The organism is Xenorhabdus miraniensis (assembly GCF_002632615.1).
Window position 1 is genome coordinate 226,773 of record NZ_NITZ01000001.1, and the last position, 19,189, is coordinate 245,961.

A 19,189-nucleotide genomic window follows, 5' to 3' on the forward strand; every position below is an offset into this window, starting at 1 on the left:
TTGGTTAAACCCTACATGAAATGTTCATTCACGCTCAGACACTATCATATTCTTAAAAAATCAATATCATAATAAATATTAAACATTTGGGATAACTCATAATGTGCTATATTTATTTAATATCATTAAAACACTATGTTTTATTTTTATCATGAAAATTCATAGCATAAATATATTTATTAATGCAGATGTCTTCACTACAATAAATTTTCACTACAATAAAAAATAAAAACACCCCAATTGGTTTCTATATCTATTATAGCATATTTGTTGATTGCAACCCAAAATCTCTTGGGCAGATATTTATCTTACCCAAAGAGAATAATGAAAAAACACATAATTTGTAACAATCAATATCGCCGACTACTCAACACTAATTTAAACGCAAAAAACAAAAATAGCCCGCCGGTTGCGCGATTCATCCACTTAATCACATTTTCACGACGTAATAGATGGGAAAGAGGGCGTGTGGCGTAAATCAATGACAGCGACCACAATGTGCCAAGCAATACATGGATCGTGACCAAACTGAAAGTCCATAAAATAGCTGAGTGCCCTTGGGGGATAAATTGGGGCAGGAATGAAACATAAAATACGCCCATTTTCGGGTTGAGGACATTACCCAACATCCCTCTGATAAACCAATTATGGCCTTTAACCGAAGAAGAAGCCTCTTCCCCAAGATCCTTTTTGGGATGCCAAATCATTTGAATTCCCAACCAGCATAAATACAGTGCACCACACCATTTCAATATGTTAAATGCCAACTCTGATACAGCAATCAATGTGCCAAGACCAAATGCCACCATTGCTCCCCAAATGAAGCAGCCCGCATTAATGCCAAGTGCCGCTTGGAAGGCTTTTTTACCGCCTTCCGCTGTTGCGGTTCTCAAAACAAGTGCTGTATCCAGACCCGGGGTCAATGTGAGTAATGTCGCCGCAACAGTAAATGCAAGCAGGGAATCCATAACTGCCATGTTTATCTCCGAAGTAAAAACAGGGTAAAAATCAGCTTACTTAACATGCTAAATAATACGCATATATTCAACAGGCACGGATTTTATCAACCAAACGCCATTATCCGCCTGATGAAACTTGAAACCGTGTTCATACATCAACTGGGCTTCAATTTTCAAGATAACAACTTTGCCATGACGCTGCCCCACTTTAGTCGCTGTGGATTGATCTGCCGATAAATGCACGTAATGGCGTGTTCCCGCCACTAGACCTTGTTTAAAAATCGAATCCAAAAAATGGGTGGCAGTACCGTGATACAAAATCACTGGCGGGATTTTTTCTTGATAGCCAATATCCACCAGCTTAGTCGAATGCCCCTGTACTGCTCTGATGCGCTTTTGATCTTCTGAAATGGCAAACCGTTTTTTATCATTAGTCGCAACAACTTGCTCAATAAGTGCATAGTTCAATCGCTTACCGTGCTTAGCGGCACATTTTATCAGTGTGCCGATATCCACCCATCCTTCACTATCCAATACTAAACCAATGGATTCCGGTTGATGGCGCAACACGTAACTTAAAAACTTACTGATCTTAGTATCGACTCGATCCATGTTTTTACCTGTTAGTCTGAATTCCCTATGTTTGATGATGAATGTTTGATGATGATAAAGCTAACGTTTCATCACCCAACGCCTTAAATAATCATCCAGCAGTGCATAGCCGCGTTCACGCTTATCTTTAAGCTCACAGCGCATCAAAGTTTCATCCAATTCCGATTCAATAAAAGTGTGAATTCTCGGTTTACGCGGGCCATATTCGGCCTCATTTGCTGCCCGTTTAATTCGCAGCAGATCATCAATTTCCATTTTTAATTGCAGATCATCCACCGTTCCCGCCACCAGCGTTGTAAAATCTACCGGTGGCATGCCCTTGCCCATTTCAATCCAACGGATAGCAAGTAAGGAACGCAATACATAAAAGTATTTCTTTAACCGAACTTCTTCACCTTGCAGATAACCCCGAAAGTTTTTCTTCGCCATCGAAAGATAGTGATAGCGGGCTTTAATATCCGAAAAGAAATGCGGCACCATCGTTTTCAACCCATTAGTAGCCGCTGGGTCAGCTTGGTAAATAAGAGGAGAATCCAGCCATTCCATCAAAGTGGGGTTGGCTTGTTTCAGCAATTTCAAAGCCTTACGCAGTTCCCAACCACTGATATCCAATTCGTCACTGATCGGCAATTCTATGACATCCCGGCCCGCTTCCACTTTGAGATACCAATCTACCGGATGAACGTAAATAAATCGCACATCATAATCACTATCAGGTGAGGCAAAACCCCACCCGCGACTGCCTGATTCACAAGCGTATAATATCCGCACGCCATAATTTTTTTCTATTCCGGCCAGTTCCTGTCTGATGCGCGAACGCATGGCAGGACTAACCATTCTTGTTTTTATTTCCCTTTCCATTTCTTCCATTTTTCCTACTTCTTGATACTTATCCTTTTACGCATACTACCTGACGCAAGGTATGCACGATTTCTACCAGCGATGATTGAGCCTCCATTACCGCGTCAATATCCTTGTACGCCATTGGAATTTCATCGATCACATCGCTATCTTTACGGCATTCCACATGGGCCGTTGCACGCCGTTGATCGCTTACGGTAAAGCGTTTTTTCGCCTCGGTACGACTCATTACCCGGCCTGCTCCGTGACTACATGAGCAGAAACTCTCTTCGTTTCCAAGGCCGCGGACAATATAGCTTTTCGCGCCCATTGAACCCGGAATAATTCCCATTTGACCTTTACGGGCAGATACCGCCCCTTTACGCGTTACCAAAACCTCTTCACCGTAATGCAGTTCACGTTGTACGTAGTTATGGTGACAATTCACCGCTTCCTGCTGTGTTGTAAAAGGTTTCGGGATTTCGCGAGACAACGCTTCAAGCACGCGGTGCATCATCACTTCCCGGTTCTGGCGAGCATAATCCTGCGCCCAACCGACCGCTTCCATATAGTCGTCAAAATAGCGGCTTCTTTCCTCGAAATACGCCAAATCGCGATCAGGCAGGTTAGCGATATGCTGCTGCATATCTTTCTGCGCCAGCGTGATAAATAAGTTACCGATAGCGTTACCAACACCACGGGAACCGCTATGTAGCATCACCCAAACGCGATCCGCTTCATCAAGACATAATTCGATAAAATGGTTCCCGGTTCCCAACGTTCCTAAATGATGATGGTTATTGGTATTCAACAACTTGGGGTATTTGTCGGTAATACGCTTAAATCCATCCGCCAACGTCCCCCAATGTTGATCCACAATCTCCGGCGTTTTATTCCAAGAACCTTTATCGCGACTTCCGCGATTTACGGTACGCCCATGCGGTACAGCGGCTTCAATGGCATGACGGATATTCAACAGGCTATCCGGTAAATCAGAGGCCACTAACGAAGTACGTACCGCAATCATTCCACAACCGATATCCACCCCAACCGCAGCCGGAATAATCGCACCACGTGTCGGGATCACACTACCAATCGTAGAGCCTTTACCGACATGGACATCCGGCATTACCGCAAGGTGCCTGAAAACGAAAGGCATCTTGGCCGTATTCTGCAACTGGATAATGGCTTTAGGATCAACCGGTACGCCGTTCGTCCACATCTTCACTGGCGAGCCATTCTCTTGCGCCAATAAGTTATAATCGTTGGTTTTCATTTCACTGGTTTCCACTTTAATTATTGTCATTTTTGTTCTCCTTTAATTTGTACCAATCCGTTTAGAACCTGATCTAAACCGCCATATACTGAAATTTGATTAATTCGTTCCGCGATACTTTCCAGTGTTTCTAACTCTTTTAAACGCAAAGCGATCGGGTTGTTTTCCATCACTTTTGCGGTATTTAACAGTGAACGTGTCGCCGCCGTTTCCTCCCGACGACGGATCACGTTAGCCTGTGCCGATTTTTCTGCCTCAACAACCTGCGACAAAATAGCTTTCATATCGCCGGGCAAAATAATGTCCTTAACTCCCAAAGAGGCCACTTCCAGCCCAAAATCGTGTATCACCTGCTGGATTTGTTTGTTTACCAGTTCATCAATGACTTGCTTATTTTCCAACAGCTCATCCAGAGAGCGTGTCCCCACAATTTCCCTCAAAGTGAATTGCAGCTCACGATACAGGTACGCCACAGGCTCGCTTAGTTTCTCGTAAGCCAGCAATACATCGTGATAACGCCAGTTGGCCGATAAATTGATGCGCAAATTAACTTTGTCGCGCGTTAAGATTTCTTGCCCGCTCACTTCCAGTGCTTGCAAACGGATATCAACTGTCTCAACCGTGACGTCATATCCAATCCGCCAGTACCCTTTTAAACCCGGCGGCAATAGCGCCTGCACTACACCATCCACTTTTAAGATCCCAACATGCCAGGCCGGAATCTGGGTGATCAAAACACTGTCCCATCCTTTCACACGACGCTGACGCAATGCAGAAGAAGACAACACAGAAACCAATTCAGACGAAACCTCCAGTTCTGAAGATTTATGTACCTCAACGCGACGTGAGTTACCATTTTTCCAATATAAGCAGCGCGTTGCAGGAGATAAAATTTCCACTAAAACATCATGCTCATACAGCAACCCCATTTCATCGTCCGCAATCTGGATGTCATCACAATATTGCTCTACCCAATCGCTATGGTGCTGACGCAAATGCTCAGCCAAATCTTCTTCAACCAGCGCCTGTGAACGGGTATCAATGATTTCAACCTCGACATGGTGTCCAAAACACCAGTAACCTTGCAAACCGGGCTGCAATAACTGTTGCACCATACCGTCAATGATCAAAACGCCGATATGCCACGCGGGAATCTGGACGATCAACGTACCATCTAATCCTTTGACGCTGCGTTTACGTACTTTTGAAGGCTGTAATAAGGCCAATAACTCGGGAGATATCCTCTGTTCTGTGGCCTTACGTATTTCAATTCGGCGCTGTCTATCATTTTTCCAATACAAACGACGAGCGGCTGGTGGTATGATTTCCGTTAATAAATCATGTTCATACAGCAGCCCTATTTCATCTTCTGCAAACTGAATATCGTCGCAGTGCTGCTCAACCCAATCGACATGGTACTGGCGTAAGTGTTCTGCCAATTTTGTCTCGATTTCATCGCCATTCAGTGAAAAAACCTTTAATTCCAGTTTGTTAAACCAGTCATAGAAACGATACTCGCCTGCGGTCAAAACCTTTTGGTATTCACCCTCTTTTGCCAATAAACCAATTTGTCCCTGCAATATTTTGATTTTTTTCATCATTGTTATTTTCCTTCTGCTATTCCATTCATTCTGAAAACCGGGCATTAGCGCGAAGCCAAGGGGGGAATACATCAGTACTTCACCTGCGGTAGCTCAGTATCCTGCCCTTAACCCAGCAGCATCTGCCGAGTCTTCAAAATGGTGGCCCTCAACAGGCAGCCACGTTTTTATTGCTTTGTTTTACAGTGTGTTTTACTGGGAAAGTAAAAGACTTTATTTAATGTTACGAACTTGGGATTCGAACCCAACATAACCCTAATGTTGTTCATCAGTTGCCTTTCCACTGACGGAATACATGTGGCGTAATGACGTTATGCCATCACCCATGTACCGGCTGGATTTTGAATCCATGCTATTTCAGTGTGTTGACTCTCTGGTTATTGCCAATTGCGTGCCAACATTGAAAAAAGCAGAAATATTTTTTATCTATTTGAAAAATAATTGTTTTTATTTTCATTCATTCTTGATGATTGTTTTTACAGTTTAAATTTCTTATCTTTCTATATCGTTGTTTATAAATTCAGATAATCAAAAAGAGAAAACAATGAAACGCAGAGTTGCCATTGGCATTTTGGGTACAACATTAGACAGGCGGGGCAAGAAAGCCAATCGCTGGACAAAATGGCGTCCTACCATCGGGATGTGCCAACAACCAGAGTTACCGATTGATAAACTGGAATTGCTCTACCAAGCCCATGATTACGTATTGGCAGAAAGAGTTAAAGAGGATGTTGAGCACGTTTCACCGCAGACAAAAGTGGTATTGAACGAAATTCAAATCGAAGATCCATGGGATTTTGAAGAAGTTTATACCGCCTTGCTCGACTTCTCCGTTCGTTACCCTTTCGATATTGAAAACGAAGAGTATCTGGTTCATATCACAACCGGCACTCATGTTGCCCAGATTTGCTGGTTCCTGCTGACTGAAGCCCGTTATCTGCCCGCCCAGTTACTCCAGACTTCCCCCAAAAATGACGATCGCGAGGGCCATCCCGAAGGCGTTTATACGATTATCGATTTAGATCTCAGTCGCTATACCACGCTGACCAGCCGTTTTCTTCGTGAGCAACAGGAACAAGTCGCATTCTTGAAATCAGGCATCGCTACGCGCAACGCCAATTTCAACCGCCTGATCGACCAGGTTGAACGTGTCGCCTTGCGCTCCACCGCCCCCCTTCTGCTGACCGGGCCAACGGGTGCAGGTAAATCCTTTCTCGCACACCGGATTTATCAGTTACGGCAATCACGCCATTTAATCAGCGGGCGATTTGTGGAAGTTAACTGCGCGACCTTACGCGGCGATAATGCAATGTCTACGTTATTTGGTCACGTCAAAGGGGCATTTACAGGCGCGATTCAACCACGCACCGGGCTGCTGCGTGAAGCCGATGGCGGCATTCTGTTTCTTGACGAAGTGGCAGAATTGGGATTGGATGAACAAGCGATGCTCCTGAAAGCCATCGAAGAAAAAAGCTTCCTGCCTTATGGTTCGGATAAGGAAGTCTACAGTGATTTTCAGTTAATTGCAGGCACACACCGCGACCTGCGTGATTGGGTGGCTCTGGGAAAATTCCGCGAAGATTTATACGCCCGTATCAATATGTGGACTTATCAACTGCCCGGTTTGGCGCAACGCCGAGAAGATATTGAGCCCAACATCGATTATGAACTTGCCCGTTATGCACAAATGCAACAAACACAAGTTCGCTTTGATAGAGAAGCGCGGCAAATTTACCTGCGTTTTGCCTGTTCAGAACAGGCGCAATGGCGGGGAAATTTTCGTGAACTCAGTGCTTCCGTCGCTCGGATGGCGACATTTGCCGAAAATGGGCGTATCAACCACTATTTAGTCGAAGAAGAAATCATACGGCTCAAACAGAATTGGCGTGGAGAAGAGCAATCTTCCCTGTTACCGAATCATCTGCCAGATATTGATCTGTTTGACCGCCAACAGTTGGAAACGGTGATTAAAGTCTGCCGTGAATCCAATAGCTTATCGGAAGCGGGTCGCAAGCTATTCGCCGTTTCCCGCCAACATAAAAAACAACCCAATGATGCCGATAGATTACGTAAGTATCTTGCCCGATTCGGTCTGGATTGGGACAGTATTCAATATTCAAAGTATTCAACATCATTAGGAGAACAATAATATGGAACTGAAATTCTTAGGCACCAGCGCCGGCATTCCCACCAAAGAACGCAATGTTACCAGCCTGATACTGGATTTACAGGGCACCCGCAACGCGCTATGGATGTTTGATTGTGGTGAGGGAACGCAACACCAGATCCTTCATTCCTCCATCAAGATACCTAAACTGGAGAAAATCTTTATCACTCATCTGCATGGCGATCATATCTTCGGTTTACCCGGATTACTGTGCAGCCGTTCGATGGGCGGTTCCACCGATCCCCTCACTTTATATGGGCCAACAGGCCTACGTCAGTTTGTGGAAACTGCATTGCAGATGAGCAGTTCTTTCCTGACTTACCCACTGGAAATTATCGAAGTTCAATCTGGACAACTGTTTGATGATGGCGAACTCAAGGTTACTGCTTATGCCCTGAACCACAGAGTGGAATGTTATGGTTACCGGATTGAGGAACACGATAAACCCGGCGCACTTAATGCCGAAAAACTGAATCAGGATGGCATTCCCCGTGGCCCGTGGATGCAAACATTAAAACAAGGAGGTACGGTAACACTAGAAGATGGGCGCACAATTTGTGGCAAAGATTATTTAGGTACACCGATTCGTGGCAAATCACTGGCCATTTTCGGGGATACCGAACCCACGCCGGAAGCCCTGAAACTGGCCGCCAATGTTGATGTAATGGTGCATGAAATCACACTGGAAGATGCCTTCGCTCCAAAAGCCAATGAGCGCGGACACTCCACCACCAAACAAGCCGCAGCACTGGCACGAGATGCCAAAGTAAAACATTTCATCGCCACACATATCAGCGGGCGCTATGGTATCGAGGAGTGCCCTCGGTTATTGGCGGAATGTCGGGAAATATTCCCTAATACCGATCTGGCTGAAGATTTTGCGGTGTTTGCAGTTAAATAATTGCCTGTTACCTTGTTATCGTTAATTTCCTTTCAACAAAAATAAATTAAGAGATAAAAATGGATTACGCAAAAATTTCACCCGGCATTATTAGTCCACTCTATAAAAGCTATGCAGAAATCCATGCCTCTGAACTGGATCAAAAACTGATTCTGTTGGTAGAAACACGGGTATCTCAAATTAACGGTTGTGCTTATTGTTGTCATCTTCATGCCGAAGCCATCCGTAAGGATCATGGCATAGAACAAGTAAAACTGGATAAACTACCTGCTTGGTTCAACTCCAGTATCTACAGCCCAAAAGAAAAACTGGCTCTGGAATGGTGTGAAGCCCTGACAACAAATATCAGGCAAAGCACGCTGGATCAAATTAAAAAACGCCTTGATACCGTTTTTACGGAAAAAGAGATTGTTGACCTGACTGCCGCGATTTCTCTCATGAATGCCCTTAACAGAATGGCAGTAAGTTTGGGTGATAGAAGCGAATAATCACATCATTATTCTGGTCATTCAGTTTAACAAGTAGTGAAAACAAAAATTTCTTCCTGCAAACCTTGCGGTGAAAGCTATCGTGAGTATAATGCGCGACGATTTGCTGGGAGAAAACATGAAAGATTGCGCTGTAAAAGCCGTTACAAAACATCAAGCTAACGAAACACTGTCTGCTGGCAGCGTAGGCGTTTTGTTTTTCCCATTGCTCAACCGAACATTTAAAAAGCCCCTCAATTGAGGGGCTTTTTTTTGCCTGCCCAGTCCAAGGCTAAAAGTCATAAAAGAGGAACGTAAACATGGCTAACCCGTTATATCGCAAGCATATCATTTCAATTAATGATCTGAGCCGCACAGATCTGGAATTGGTATTGCAAACGGCGGCTGCATTGAAAGCCAATCCACAGACTGAGTTACTGAAACACAAGGTGATCGCAAGCTGCTTCTTTGAAGCTTCAACGCGCACTCGTCTCTCTTTTGAAACCGCCATTCAGCGACTCGGTGCTTCCGTGGTGGGCTTTGCTGACAGCAGCAATACCTCATTGGGCAAAAAGGGAGAAACGCTGGCTGACACTATTTCTATCATCAGCCAATATGCCGACGCGATCGTCATGCGCCACCCACAGGAAGGTGCGGCACGATTGGCTTCTGAGTTTTCCGGTCATATTCCTGTCATTAACGCTGGCGATGGTGCCAACCAGCATCCAACCCAGACGTTGCTTGACCTGTTCACCATTCAAGAGACTCAGAACAAATTGGAAAATCTCAAAATCGCCATGGTGGGTGATTTGAAATATGGCCGCACCGTTCACTCGCTGACACAAGCTCTGGCAAAATTTAATGGCAACCATTTTTGCTTCATCGCTCCAGATGCCCTTGCGATGCCAGGCTATATCCTGCATATGCTGGAAGAGAAGCAAGTCAGTTACAGCCTCCACAGTAACTTTGAAGATGTCCTGCCTGAACTGGATATTCTGTATATGACCCGCGTCCAAAAAGAACGTCTTGATCCTTCAGAATATGCCAATATCAAGGCTCAGTTTGTCCTGCGTGCTGCGGATTTAGTGAATGTAAAAGAAAACCTGAAAGTGCTGCATCCGCTGCCACGTATTGATGAAATCACGGTAGATGTCGATAAAACGCCATATGCTTACTACTTCCAGCAAGCGGGTAATGGTATTTTTGCCCGTCAGGCATTGTTATCGCTGGTCTTGAATGAAGAAGTTGTTATCGAAAAATGATGAAATAGATCGTTAAGTAGAATAAATAGTGACTGATATTATGATTGAGGAAATTACTCCTTGATCATAATAGGTTGATAAAGAGAAATTGAGTTTTCTCTTGCCCAATAAATAATTTTCCGTCTTATTATTTTTTATTGTAATTCATTCTAATTTTCTGAAATAAAACATAACAAATGTAACAATTAAAATTACAATAATTACTTTCAAATATACGTATATTTGAAAGTGCTTTTCTTATTTTAGCCTGTTATCAAAATAGGCTATTATTGTGCGTTTCGATGACATGTGCTTTGTCACGTTATCTTAATGGTGAGTACTTTATGGAGCCATATTAATGGATACGCTATCTGATATTTTCGTTTATTCTCAGCCCGCTCCAGATTTTACAAGGATGTTCATCATTTCTGTTCAGTGACAATTTTTCACCCACACAGTGAATGAAAAATAGAAATAATCTGCCAAATTCCCAAATATTCCGGCTAAAGATAAACAAATTGACGATATTAAATCATGCAAAGGCAAAAGGATTACCATCAACAGTATGAACATATTTGGGTAGCCGAATTTTCATATGGCTACCATGGTTCTGAACAACAAAAACCCCGACATTACTGTGCACAAGCCTTAATTCAGGCTAAAAGCCAGCATCAAGCATTGGTTCAACTATCTGATCATATGTTGCACTCATTGCGGGCAGACGAAGGCCAATACGAGAAAATTTTGCCCTTTTTGCAATATCTGGATATCTGCCATCATTTGGAAAAACATCTGATCCTGAATCTTGAACAAGTCAGCGAAGCGCAGTCCCTTATCGTACTGAATCCGCAGGATATCAGCGAACCACTCCCTATTGATACCGGTGATTTGGAAATCATCCACTACCCTTGCCCACCCTTTACGGGCGAAAATCCCTTTAACCGATACTGGATCAGTGATGATTTATATTCCCTGCTTTATCAGCAGAGCCAAAACGCAACGAAATACTCCCGCTGCTATATGGTGATTGATGCGGCGGTTTATCATAAACATGCTGGCCACTTTATCGTTCCTTCATTGATGGCTTCCGGATTGCCTTACCGCTGCCTGTTTAAAGGAACAACACAAATTACCCTCGAAGATGCCGCTCCTTATCTGGTCGAACTGACAGGTCATGAGGATAAGGAATTTCTGCGACAGATATTCATCACCCACTATACGCCGGATATCGGGATTTTTATCCATACTGATAGTCAATTCGATGAACTGTATAACCACCTGCGCAAATTTCCTTACTTACAGCAAGAACACAACCAAGAATGGGTATTTTTCCGCTTTTACTACCCACTGACATTGGATTTAACCCTGAAAAGCCTGTCCCGGGGCGCTCTTGAGTCGTTTATGCGGCATATCGGCGTCATTTACGGTTTTAATCATGAAAATCGCCTGATGAAAGCCTGCGTAACAGCAAACATCAGAGAATCCAAACTCGAAACTGTCACGATTAATGACAGAATGAACCTCAATTTTGAACGGTACATGCAGCAAAAGTACTTCAATAAAGTGAAAACATTCATCAAAGAGCATGTTCAACAACAGTGTCAAATCCCTGAAGACCAGTTGCTGCCTTTTATTACCCAACAAGCCAATTACGCTTACCTGAACGGATTCACCCTTGAGCTAACGGGGCTTTATTATATTGTGGCGCGTTCTGTCACGGCTAAAAATGAAGTGCTCTGGGATCACGCACTGGAGGCCGTCCTATCTGAACCCTCCAATCAGGAAGCCCGCGCCTACAAACTTCTCAAGGAATGCCTTAACCCGACAACATGGAGCCAGTCATGACCTCTTCAATAACAGACATTAGTGAAAATGCGAACAAATCCGTATCCAGACTGGATATGGGAAATGCTAAATATCCGTGTGATGGGAATATTAAGCCTATTTACCCTGTCCGTTATGCCTATGTGAATTTTTTCGGAAAAGAGCTGGAGAAACCCGAAGCGCCACCTGATATTCACACGTTAATGTCTGCGACAACGCTGAAAGAGAGTAAAGGCTATGCTGCCCGCTTAATGCGCCCGGGTTGGATTTACATTCGAGAAGAAGACAGTATGGAACATCGGCCGAGTAAAACTGCCTATTTCCATATCTTTAAATATGAACAAAACGGGAAGCAGCAAACCGAGAATTTTAGGAAATTCATCTACCGAAACATGAAAGATGCGCGTGATGGTATCGTACCGGAGCCAGGTTTAAATGGCGAAGGATATCCTTTTTTATTTGTCGCGAAAGATGTTTCGAATATCAGCATTGCCTACAGTGAACATCTCTGGCATCCCGATGTGATTGCCCGTATAAACGGTGATTTAGAGCTGCGCAAAAAAACCATGCAGTTCATTAACCTTGATGATGACAATCAACCCCATGCCATTGAGGCCAACGAAGCTAATTTCACGCAATTAATTCAGGACTACAAAACTCGTAAGGAACAGTTTACTGCTGCCAAAGCCAAAATTGATGCCAAGAATTTCGGTGATCTGGATTTAGCCACCCTCCGGATTGATGAACTGACCACTCAGCTATCCTATGAAATGGATGCAGACAATATCGCGCTTGAGATCCGAAAAAAGCTCTGTTATCAGGAAAAATCACGGATTGTGATCCTGCATGATCCCGTTGGGCGGCAGAAGGAGATTTTGGAAGCGCATAATATTCTGGATATGATTCAGCAATATAACGCCGAGCAGGATCTTTACCCTATGACGATCGGCTTATACATGGAGAGCCTTGCTGAAAGTTATCGAAGCCAACCACTGAATAAGCGTGCCTTTGGATCTGTTCGTAATAAAGATGCGATAAAAAAATACTGGAGATCAATGAAAGCTCAGCATCTGGAGTTTGAAAAACGACAGGATAATTTTATTAGTTTATTTAAAGCCTTTGCCAGTGCTTCTGGCGTTACTGGGCAAACCGGCAGCTTAGATCACTATTTTCGATATTTTTTCTCTGTCCATAAATATACCAAGAAAGATATTTTAGAAGAGAATGATATTCAGGAAATTCATATATTTGTTGATCTTATTTATGATATTTTCAATGGATTGCAAATGTCCATTACATCCGAAAAAATGCTGGAAGAGCTAATTTCACTCGCCGCTGAAAATTCGGATATATCCATCGCATCCCCCGATGCAGTAACAACATTATCTGATGGCTTATCTGATCCCAATAAACAGAGCCATGCGAAAAATAACGCCATTACGAGCGCAGCAGATAAAGTCTCTCCTCAATACAGCACCAACGCTTGGGAAATTGCCGCAACCGGCATGGTAAAAATACTGACACATGGTGAAAGCGGAGAGATTGCCTCCAAACTTGGGACTGATACCAAAAAACTTTATGGTAATACAAAAGACTATATTAATGATCCTGAAAAATCCGTTCAAAAATCTAAAAATTGGTTGAACGAGAAATCTATAAAGATTCATATAACCATCCAATATGTATCAGAAAAGTTTTTTCAGATGTTTGGCAGAATACTCGGTAAAGCGTTAGCAATAATGGAAACAGGTGCCCTAAAAATAAAAGGCCCTTTGACTCATTTAAGTGATGCAGCCATTCGTTTAATTGCCAACAAGATTATACCCGCTCTATTAGAGCCTTTTGGTACAGTTATTGATTACCGATCAGGGCCTCATATCACTGCTGACGATTTCGCATACATCAAAACACGATTAGGAAAAATAACCAATAAAAAACATTACTCAGGTAATAAAAAGGCAAGAATGCCCAAACACCATGAAATATTCAGGAAATTACATCACTCACAATCCCTTTTCTATAAAAAGTTGCAGGAGACTGCTGTCCCCAGTAAGGCCGAACAACAACTTGAACATGCCGTCAGGAAAGCAGGAGATTCCAGTATAAAAGCAGGTCATGTGGTATCTGACCAAGTAAAAATGGCGTCAACTCAAGCCAGCATTGGCATCAAACTTGCTAAAATAACCATCAAAGAAGGTTTTAATACTTCTTTTGATTTTTTTAAAGTCGGTACACACAAGACAGCAATTTTACTGCAAAAAACAGCACCGGGTTTTAGCTTATTTCTTAATGTCAAAACGGCAACCTCTGTCGTTATACAGTCCCAATTCAGCCAAAATAACCCATTGGATCAGGATGAACTCAGTAAATCTTATGATATTGTTAAATTTACAACAGCTCTTATTTCAGCAACTGCCGATTTAACACTAATCACATCCAAAGTCACTAAACATGCTCCTAAATTTATACCGAATGCTTCTCCAACACTGCTAAATAAATCCATAGAAGCTTCAAAGTATCTGGAAAATAAACTAAAACAAACATGGGTAAAATCAGGTCTTGGGTTAGTGAATATTTTCGGTGCTTATGTTTCCTTTATTGATGGTCGAAAAGCAGCATCTATCAGCAATAAAGGTGCGGCATACAGTAACTATGCGATAGGATTAGGCAGTGCGGCATTAGGTACTGTTAGTGTCATAAGTGCGAGTTCAGCAGTGGGTGCAGCCGTAACGGTAGCAACGGGGGTCGAGTTAGCAGCACTAGGCGCTGCATTGATAACAGGGCTGACTGTCGTTGGCTGGTTGCTGGTGATTGGCGGCACCATAGGCCTGATATTGAATAACCAATCAGATATGCAAAATCTGGTCCGTAACTGTTTTTGGGGAAATGGGGATATGTATCCTTTTTGGGGGACAAGTAAACGACCAGCATTATTTTCAGATCAGTTAAAAATAGCAAGGAAGATGTCAGATGAAACTAAAGCTGCTTTTAATATTGAAAGTCAGGAATTCATCAACCTGTTCTTTATGCCTAGCTTAGCCATTAAACCAAAACAGGAATACAAAAGATTCAGTACTGATTATATTTTTACATTACCCGCTTTTCAGGCAGGAAGCGCTGATCTCCAGTATGCTTTTTATAAACCACTGCCTAAAGAACCCGCCAATACTTGGGCCGCAGGCAGGTGGGCACCTGTAGATTCTATCGAACGACATATGGAATCATCAAGGAAAGAAAAAGAGTGTTATAAGGGGTTGAAATATCGAGCTGAAGAGATTGATGGAAGGCTCTATATCTACGATGAAGAATTTACAGAGAAATTTCGTGAAGCATTGAAAACAGCTCAAGCTGAATACAAAAACGGTAACCTGGAACTAACCATAAACATTGAAGATAAAGCCTCTTATCCCTATAAAGAAACAACGGAAATATTTTGGCACTATATTCCATATGAAGATACCATCGTTCCATTACGTTACCTGACAAACAAAGAAATGAATAAAAAACCGATTATAGGATTTAAAGGTGAGGAGCTTCGATAAATGAACCATTCACAAAGAATAACCACGACCCTTCACGATGTAACCCCAACACCACTGATCGACCAACAGGAACCCCTGCTATCTACTCCAATGGTGAAAAAAAGCTACGAAGCATTACAGAGTTATCTTCCCCTACATAGTATTGACGATAATCAATGTGCTCTGCGCAATACCCAACGATTTGCCCGGGTCATCGTATTTTTCCCTCTTCTGATTTGTATGGTAATGTTTTTTCATCACCATATCTCTAATTTTATTGAGGAGAGAAAAAACGATGAAGCCAATATTTTAAAATGGGTTCAAATTGTTCGAGAAGAGTACGGAGAAGATTTTTATATGCGTAAAGATATCCCTGATAATATAGAAAATGCCCGTTTTATTGGTAATGATAAAATCATCCCTCTCTGGAAATATCTCTATTATCGCTATAACTATTACTATGCCAGTACCAAATTTTTAATTACCGATTTTCTACTTCTCAGTTTCTTATTGGCTTCTTCTATCTATCTGATACATCGGTGCTTTTTCTGGAAGCTGCAAGCTCCGTTATTTATTGACCGGAATCGCCAACTGTTTTTTAGCTGGTACAAAGGCAAGGTTTATGCTGCCCGTTATTCACAAGTGGGCATTTCTAATCAAACTGATCCGATGAAAATCGTCCATTTGATGGGGCTGGCACTGTATACGCTGGATGATAACAATACGCTGGCGCGTCGTGCTTTCCAAATGTGTCTCTCTTACGGCTCCTTATGGGGATTCAACACCAAACTACGGCAAGATGAAGCCCATGCTTTTATCGTCAAATATCTGGTGCAAGGGAAAGATGCGGTTGCCGCCACGGACTATAAACGCTTTCCTGCCCTGTTTTTGCGCAAAGATAAGAAACCCGCTGATTTTGATGATCAACTTGAACATATTTTGGCGGCATTAGATAAACAGGATAGAGCAAAAAATAGATAACACGAATGGACTAATGAGTTTGCCAAAAAAATTACGTTACTCGGTGCTAGCCTATGGCAGACAAGCCGTCAGTGAAGCCGATTCCGAACACCCTGAACTCTCGTTGAGAAAATTCATTTATAACGCGCTTTATCCAGCTCGGTTTTTTTAATGAAGATCGTCTTTATTTCCAAAAAACGTATCTCCAAAAACCGAGCCTGAATCGACGTACTGTTAGCGGTTTTTAACCTTCAATACACCTTATACGAGGCGCTGAGGTTCAGATTGGTTTTGCTCAGTGCGGGATAATTTCACCGGCACAGATTTTGAAGTTGGCGTACCTGTACCATCACCCAAACTCTCCATTGGAACCAATGGATTGGTTTCTGGATAATAGGCGGCAAGGTTTCCGCGTGGAATGGTGTAAGGAACCAACTTAAAACCAGAAACTTTGCGCTTGATACCATCATTCCATACCGTCTCAATATCAACCAAATCACCAGCCTGATATCCTGATTGAGCAATATCTTCCGGATTCATAAACAGGACTTCCCGCTGACCATAAACTCCACGATAGCGGTCATCCAGACCATAAATAGTCGTATTGTATTGGTCATGAGAACGCAGGGTCTGCAAGGTGAAAGGCACGTCAGCGCCATCAATTTGCGGGAACAACGTTTTTGGTAACGGCACATGGCTGAATTCCGCTTTTTTGCTCGGTGTGGCAAAACGTAATTCAGCGGCAGCATTACCAAGATAGAAACCACCCGAATGTTCACATTTTTTATTAAAATCATCAAACCCTGGAATGGTCGCTGCAATATGATCACGGATTTTATTGTAATCCCCAGCCAATTCCAGCCAGTTAACTGTCGCTGTATTACCTACTGTAGCATCAGCAATGCCGGCAACAATCGCTGTCTCAGAACGTTGGGTATCAAATAATGGTTTATTGACGCCTTCCGAGGCATGAACCATGCTGAAAGAGTCTTCTACCGTCACAAATTGCGGACCTGTCACCTGAATATCTCGTTCAGTACGGCCCAATGTCGGCAGGATAAGAGCGCCTTGTTTACCGGTAACAAGATGACTCCGGTTTAATTTTGTACTGATGTGTACGGTCAGGTCACAGTGCTTAAGGGCTTCTTCTGTACGTGGGCTATCTGGCGCTGCCGCCGCGAGGTTCCCACCCAACGCAATCAGAACCTTGACTTCATCCCGCAACATAGCGCCCAGCGCTTCCACCACATTATGACCGTGGGCACGAGGAGGTTCAAAGCCAAAATGGGCTGCCATACTATCCAAGAATGGCTTGGAAGGTTGTTCATTAATCCCCATTGTCCGGTTTCCTTGTACGTTGCTGTGACCACGCACCGGACACAACCCAGCACCGGGTTTACCCAACTGCCCAAACAATAACTGGAGGTTAACGATTTCACGCACGGTAACTAAAGAGTGTTTATGTTGAGTTATCCCCATTGCCCAAGTGCAGATAACACGTTCAGCATTCTGGTAGATGGTTGCCGCTTCGCGTAGTTGCGCTTCCGTCAATCCTGATTGGTTTTCAATAAATGACCATTCAGTCGCAGCAACTTCTTGTAAGTAAGTGTCCACACCTTCGGTGTAAGTTGAGATAAATTCCAGATCGAAGATACCTGATTTACCTTCCGCTAGCAGGGCGTTATGCGTTTCCAAAAGCGCTTTAACCATCCCACGCACCGCGGACATATCGCCACCAAGTTTAGGCTGGTAATAACGGTGGCTGATTTCTCCCGCCATTGGCGTGATCACTTCAAGCGGTTTTTGTGGATCAGCGAAACGTTCCAATCCGCGCTCACGCAAAGTGTTAAATGTGACAATACGAGCACCACGTTCAGCAGCGTGCCGTAAACTATGCAGCATCCGTGGGTGGTTTGTACCGGGATTTTGACCAAAAATAAAGATGGCATCAGCGTGATCAAAATCTTGCAGCCGAATAGTCCCTTTCCCAACCCCCAGACTTTTCAACATGCCATAGCCACTGGCTTCATGGCACATATTGGAGCAATCAGGGAAGTTATTCGTTCCCAACACACGGCCAAACAATTGATAAAGCCATGAAGCCTCATTACTGGCGCGTCCGGAGGTATACAACTCAAGCTGATTAGGATCATCCATTGCCTTAATATGGCTGGCGATCAGGGCGAAAGCATCCTCCCAGCTAATCGGTTCATAATGATCTGTCTGTGGGTTATAGCTCATCGGCTCAACAACCCGCCCTTGATATTCAAGGAAATAATCACTTTGCTGGTAGAGTTTGCTGACACTGTGAGCCGCAAAAAACGCCCGATCAACATGCCGGCGAGTTGCTTCCCAAGTGACTGCTTTCGCGCCATTTTCACAAAAGCTAAACAGACTTTTATTATCATCTCCCCATGCGCATCCCGGACAATCAAAGCCTCTGGGCTTGTTCATGCGCATCAGGTTAACCATATTTTTTAGTGCTTGTTTACTATCAAAGACAAAGCGGGTTGTTGCCTCCAGAGAACCCCAACCACCAGCAGCCGAGTGATAAGGTTTTATTTTTGATTTGAATTTCATAAAAATCTCTATTTTTTATGCCGCGGTCAACAACACAGACTGGCCACATATTTACCTCTTTATAATCATACTCCTATCCACCCATTATGGTAATTATTCCGTGGTGATATTACGAAAAAACCGAGTTATTGTATGGATGACGTTTCTGTCTTTACCGTTCAGTCCAGCAAATTTTGTTGATTAATGAATTGCATAAAACAACTTTATCAAAGTCAAAAGTGGGATTTGACATAGCACGTA

General features: G+C 43.2%; 14 protein-coding genes. 8 read left to right on the plus strand and 6 right to left on the minus strand.

The features are described from left to right. Nucleotides 1-350: 350 nt before the first annotated feature. From Xmir_RS00960 to Xmir_RS00980, 5 genes are read right to left on the minus strand one after another with little or no spacing between them, the layout of a single operon-like run. Nucleotides 351-977 carry a LysE family translocator gene (locus tag Xmir_RS00960; protein ID WP_099112627.1) on the minus strand — a complete coding sequence of 209 codons (627 nt, stop codon included), beginning with the start codon at nucleotides 975-977 and terminating at the stop codon, nucleotides 351-353. A 48-nt stretch (nucleotides 978-1,025) separates the two neighbouring features. After that, the gene (locus Xmir_RS00965; protein ID WP_099112628.1) at nucleotides 1,026-1,571 is read right to left on the minus strand and encodes an RNA 2'-phosphotransferase; all 546 of its coding nucleotides are present in this window, start codon (nucleotides 1,569-1,571) and stop codon (nucleotides 1,026-1,028) included. Between the two features lie 60 nt (nucleotides 1,572-1,631). Continuing rightward, nucleotides 1,632-2,441: a nucleotidyltransferase domain-containing protein gene (locus tag Xmir_RS00970; RefSeq protein ID WP_099112629.1), complete on the minus strand. Its 810-nt coding sequence runs from the start codon at nucleotides 2,439-2,441 to the stop codon at nucleotides 1,632-1,634. 19 nt (nucleotides 2,442-2,460) lie between these two features. Further along, nucleotides 2,461-3,687 carry an RtcB family protein gene (locus Xmir_RS00975; protein ID WP_099112774.1) on the minus strand — a complete coding sequence of 409 codons (1,227 nt, stop codon included), beginning with the start codon at nucleotides 3,685-3,687 and terminating at the stop codon, nucleotides 2,461-2,463. A 26-nt stretch (nucleotides 3,688-3,713) separates the two neighbouring features. Further along, nucleotides 3,714-4,802 carry a slipin family protein gene (locus Xmir_RS00980; RefSeq protein WP_099112775.1) on the minus strand — a complete coding sequence of 363 codons (1,089 nt, stop codon included), beginning with the start codon at nucleotides 4,800-4,802 and terminating at the stop codon, nucleotides 3,714-3,716. Nucleotides 4,803-5,832: 1,030 nt separating this feature from the next. On the opposite strand from Xmir_RS00980, the gene rtcR reads away from it, so the two are divergent. The 8 genes from rtcR to Xmir_RS01020 all read left to right on the plus strand — a co-directional run bounded on the left by rtcR (nucleotide 5,833) and on the right by Xmir_RS01020 (nucleotide 16,390). Beyond that, a complete protein-coding gene (gene rtcR / locus Xmir_RS00990) occupies nucleotides 5,833-7,437 on the plus strand; it encodes an RNA repair transcriptional activator RtcR (protein WP_099112631.1) in 1,605 nt (534 codons plus the stop codon). Between the two features lies 1 nt (nucleotide 7,438). Further along, entirely contained in the window at nucleotides 7,439-8,356 is a 918-nt protein-coding gene (gene rnz / locus Xmir_RS00995; RefSeq protein WP_099112632.1) for a ribonuclease Z, read from the plus strand. A 59-nt stretch (nucleotides 8,357-8,415) separates the two neighbouring features. After that, complete coding sequence (locus tag Xmir_RS01000; RefSeq protein WP_099112633.1) at nucleotides 8,416-8,844, plus strand: carboxymuconolactone decarboxylase family protein; 429 nt, start codon at nucleotides 8,416-8,418, stop codon at nucleotides 8,842-8,844. Nucleotides 8,845-8,926: 82 nt separating this feature from the next. Continuing rightward, nucleotides 8,927-9,085 carry a hypothetical protein gene (locus tag Xmir_RS24235; RefSeq protein ID WP_167336746.1) on the plus strand — a complete coding sequence of 53 codons (159 nt, stop codon included), beginning with the start codon at nucleotides 8,927-8,929 and terminating at the stop codon, nucleotides 9,083-9,085. A 58-nt stretch (nucleotides 9,086-9,143) separates the two neighbouring features. Further along, nucleotides 9,144-10,085: an aspartate carbamoyltransferase gene (gene pyrB / locus Xmir_RS01005; RefSeq protein ID WP_099112634.1), complete on the plus strand. Its 942-nt coding sequence runs from the start codon at nucleotides 9,144-9,146 to the stop codon at nucleotides 10,083-10,085. 513 nt (nucleotides 10,086-10,598) lie between these two features. Further along, entirely contained in the window at nucleotides 10,599-11,909 is a 1,311-nt protein-coding gene (locus Xmir_RS01010) for a DUF4123 domain-containing protein (protein WP_099112635.1), read from the plus strand. Next, nucleotides 11,906-15,430, plus strand: a complete 3,525-nt coding sequence (locus Xmir_RS01015; RefSeq protein WP_099112636.1) for a toxin VasX — start codon at nucleotides 11,906-11,908, stop codon at nucleotides 15,428-15,430. The genes Xmir_RS01010 and Xmir_RS01015 overlap by 4 nt, the downstream gene beginning before the upstream one ends. Next, complete coding sequence (locus tag Xmir_RS01020; protein WP_099112637.1) at nucleotides 15,431-16,390, plus strand: hypothetical protein; 960 nt, start codon at nucleotides 15,431-15,433, stop codon at nucleotides 16,388-16,390. A gap of 240 nt (nucleotides 16,391-16,630) precedes the next feature. On the opposite strand, the gene Xmir_RS01025 is transcribed toward Xmir_RS01020, so the two are convergent. Next, complete coding sequence (locus tag Xmir_RS01025) at nucleotides 16,631-18,949, minus strand: FdhF/YdeP family oxidoreductase (protein WP_099112638.1); 2,319 nt, start codon at nucleotides 18,947-18,949, stop codon at nucleotides 16,631-16,633. Nucleotides 18,950-19,189 lie beyond the last annotated feature (240 nt).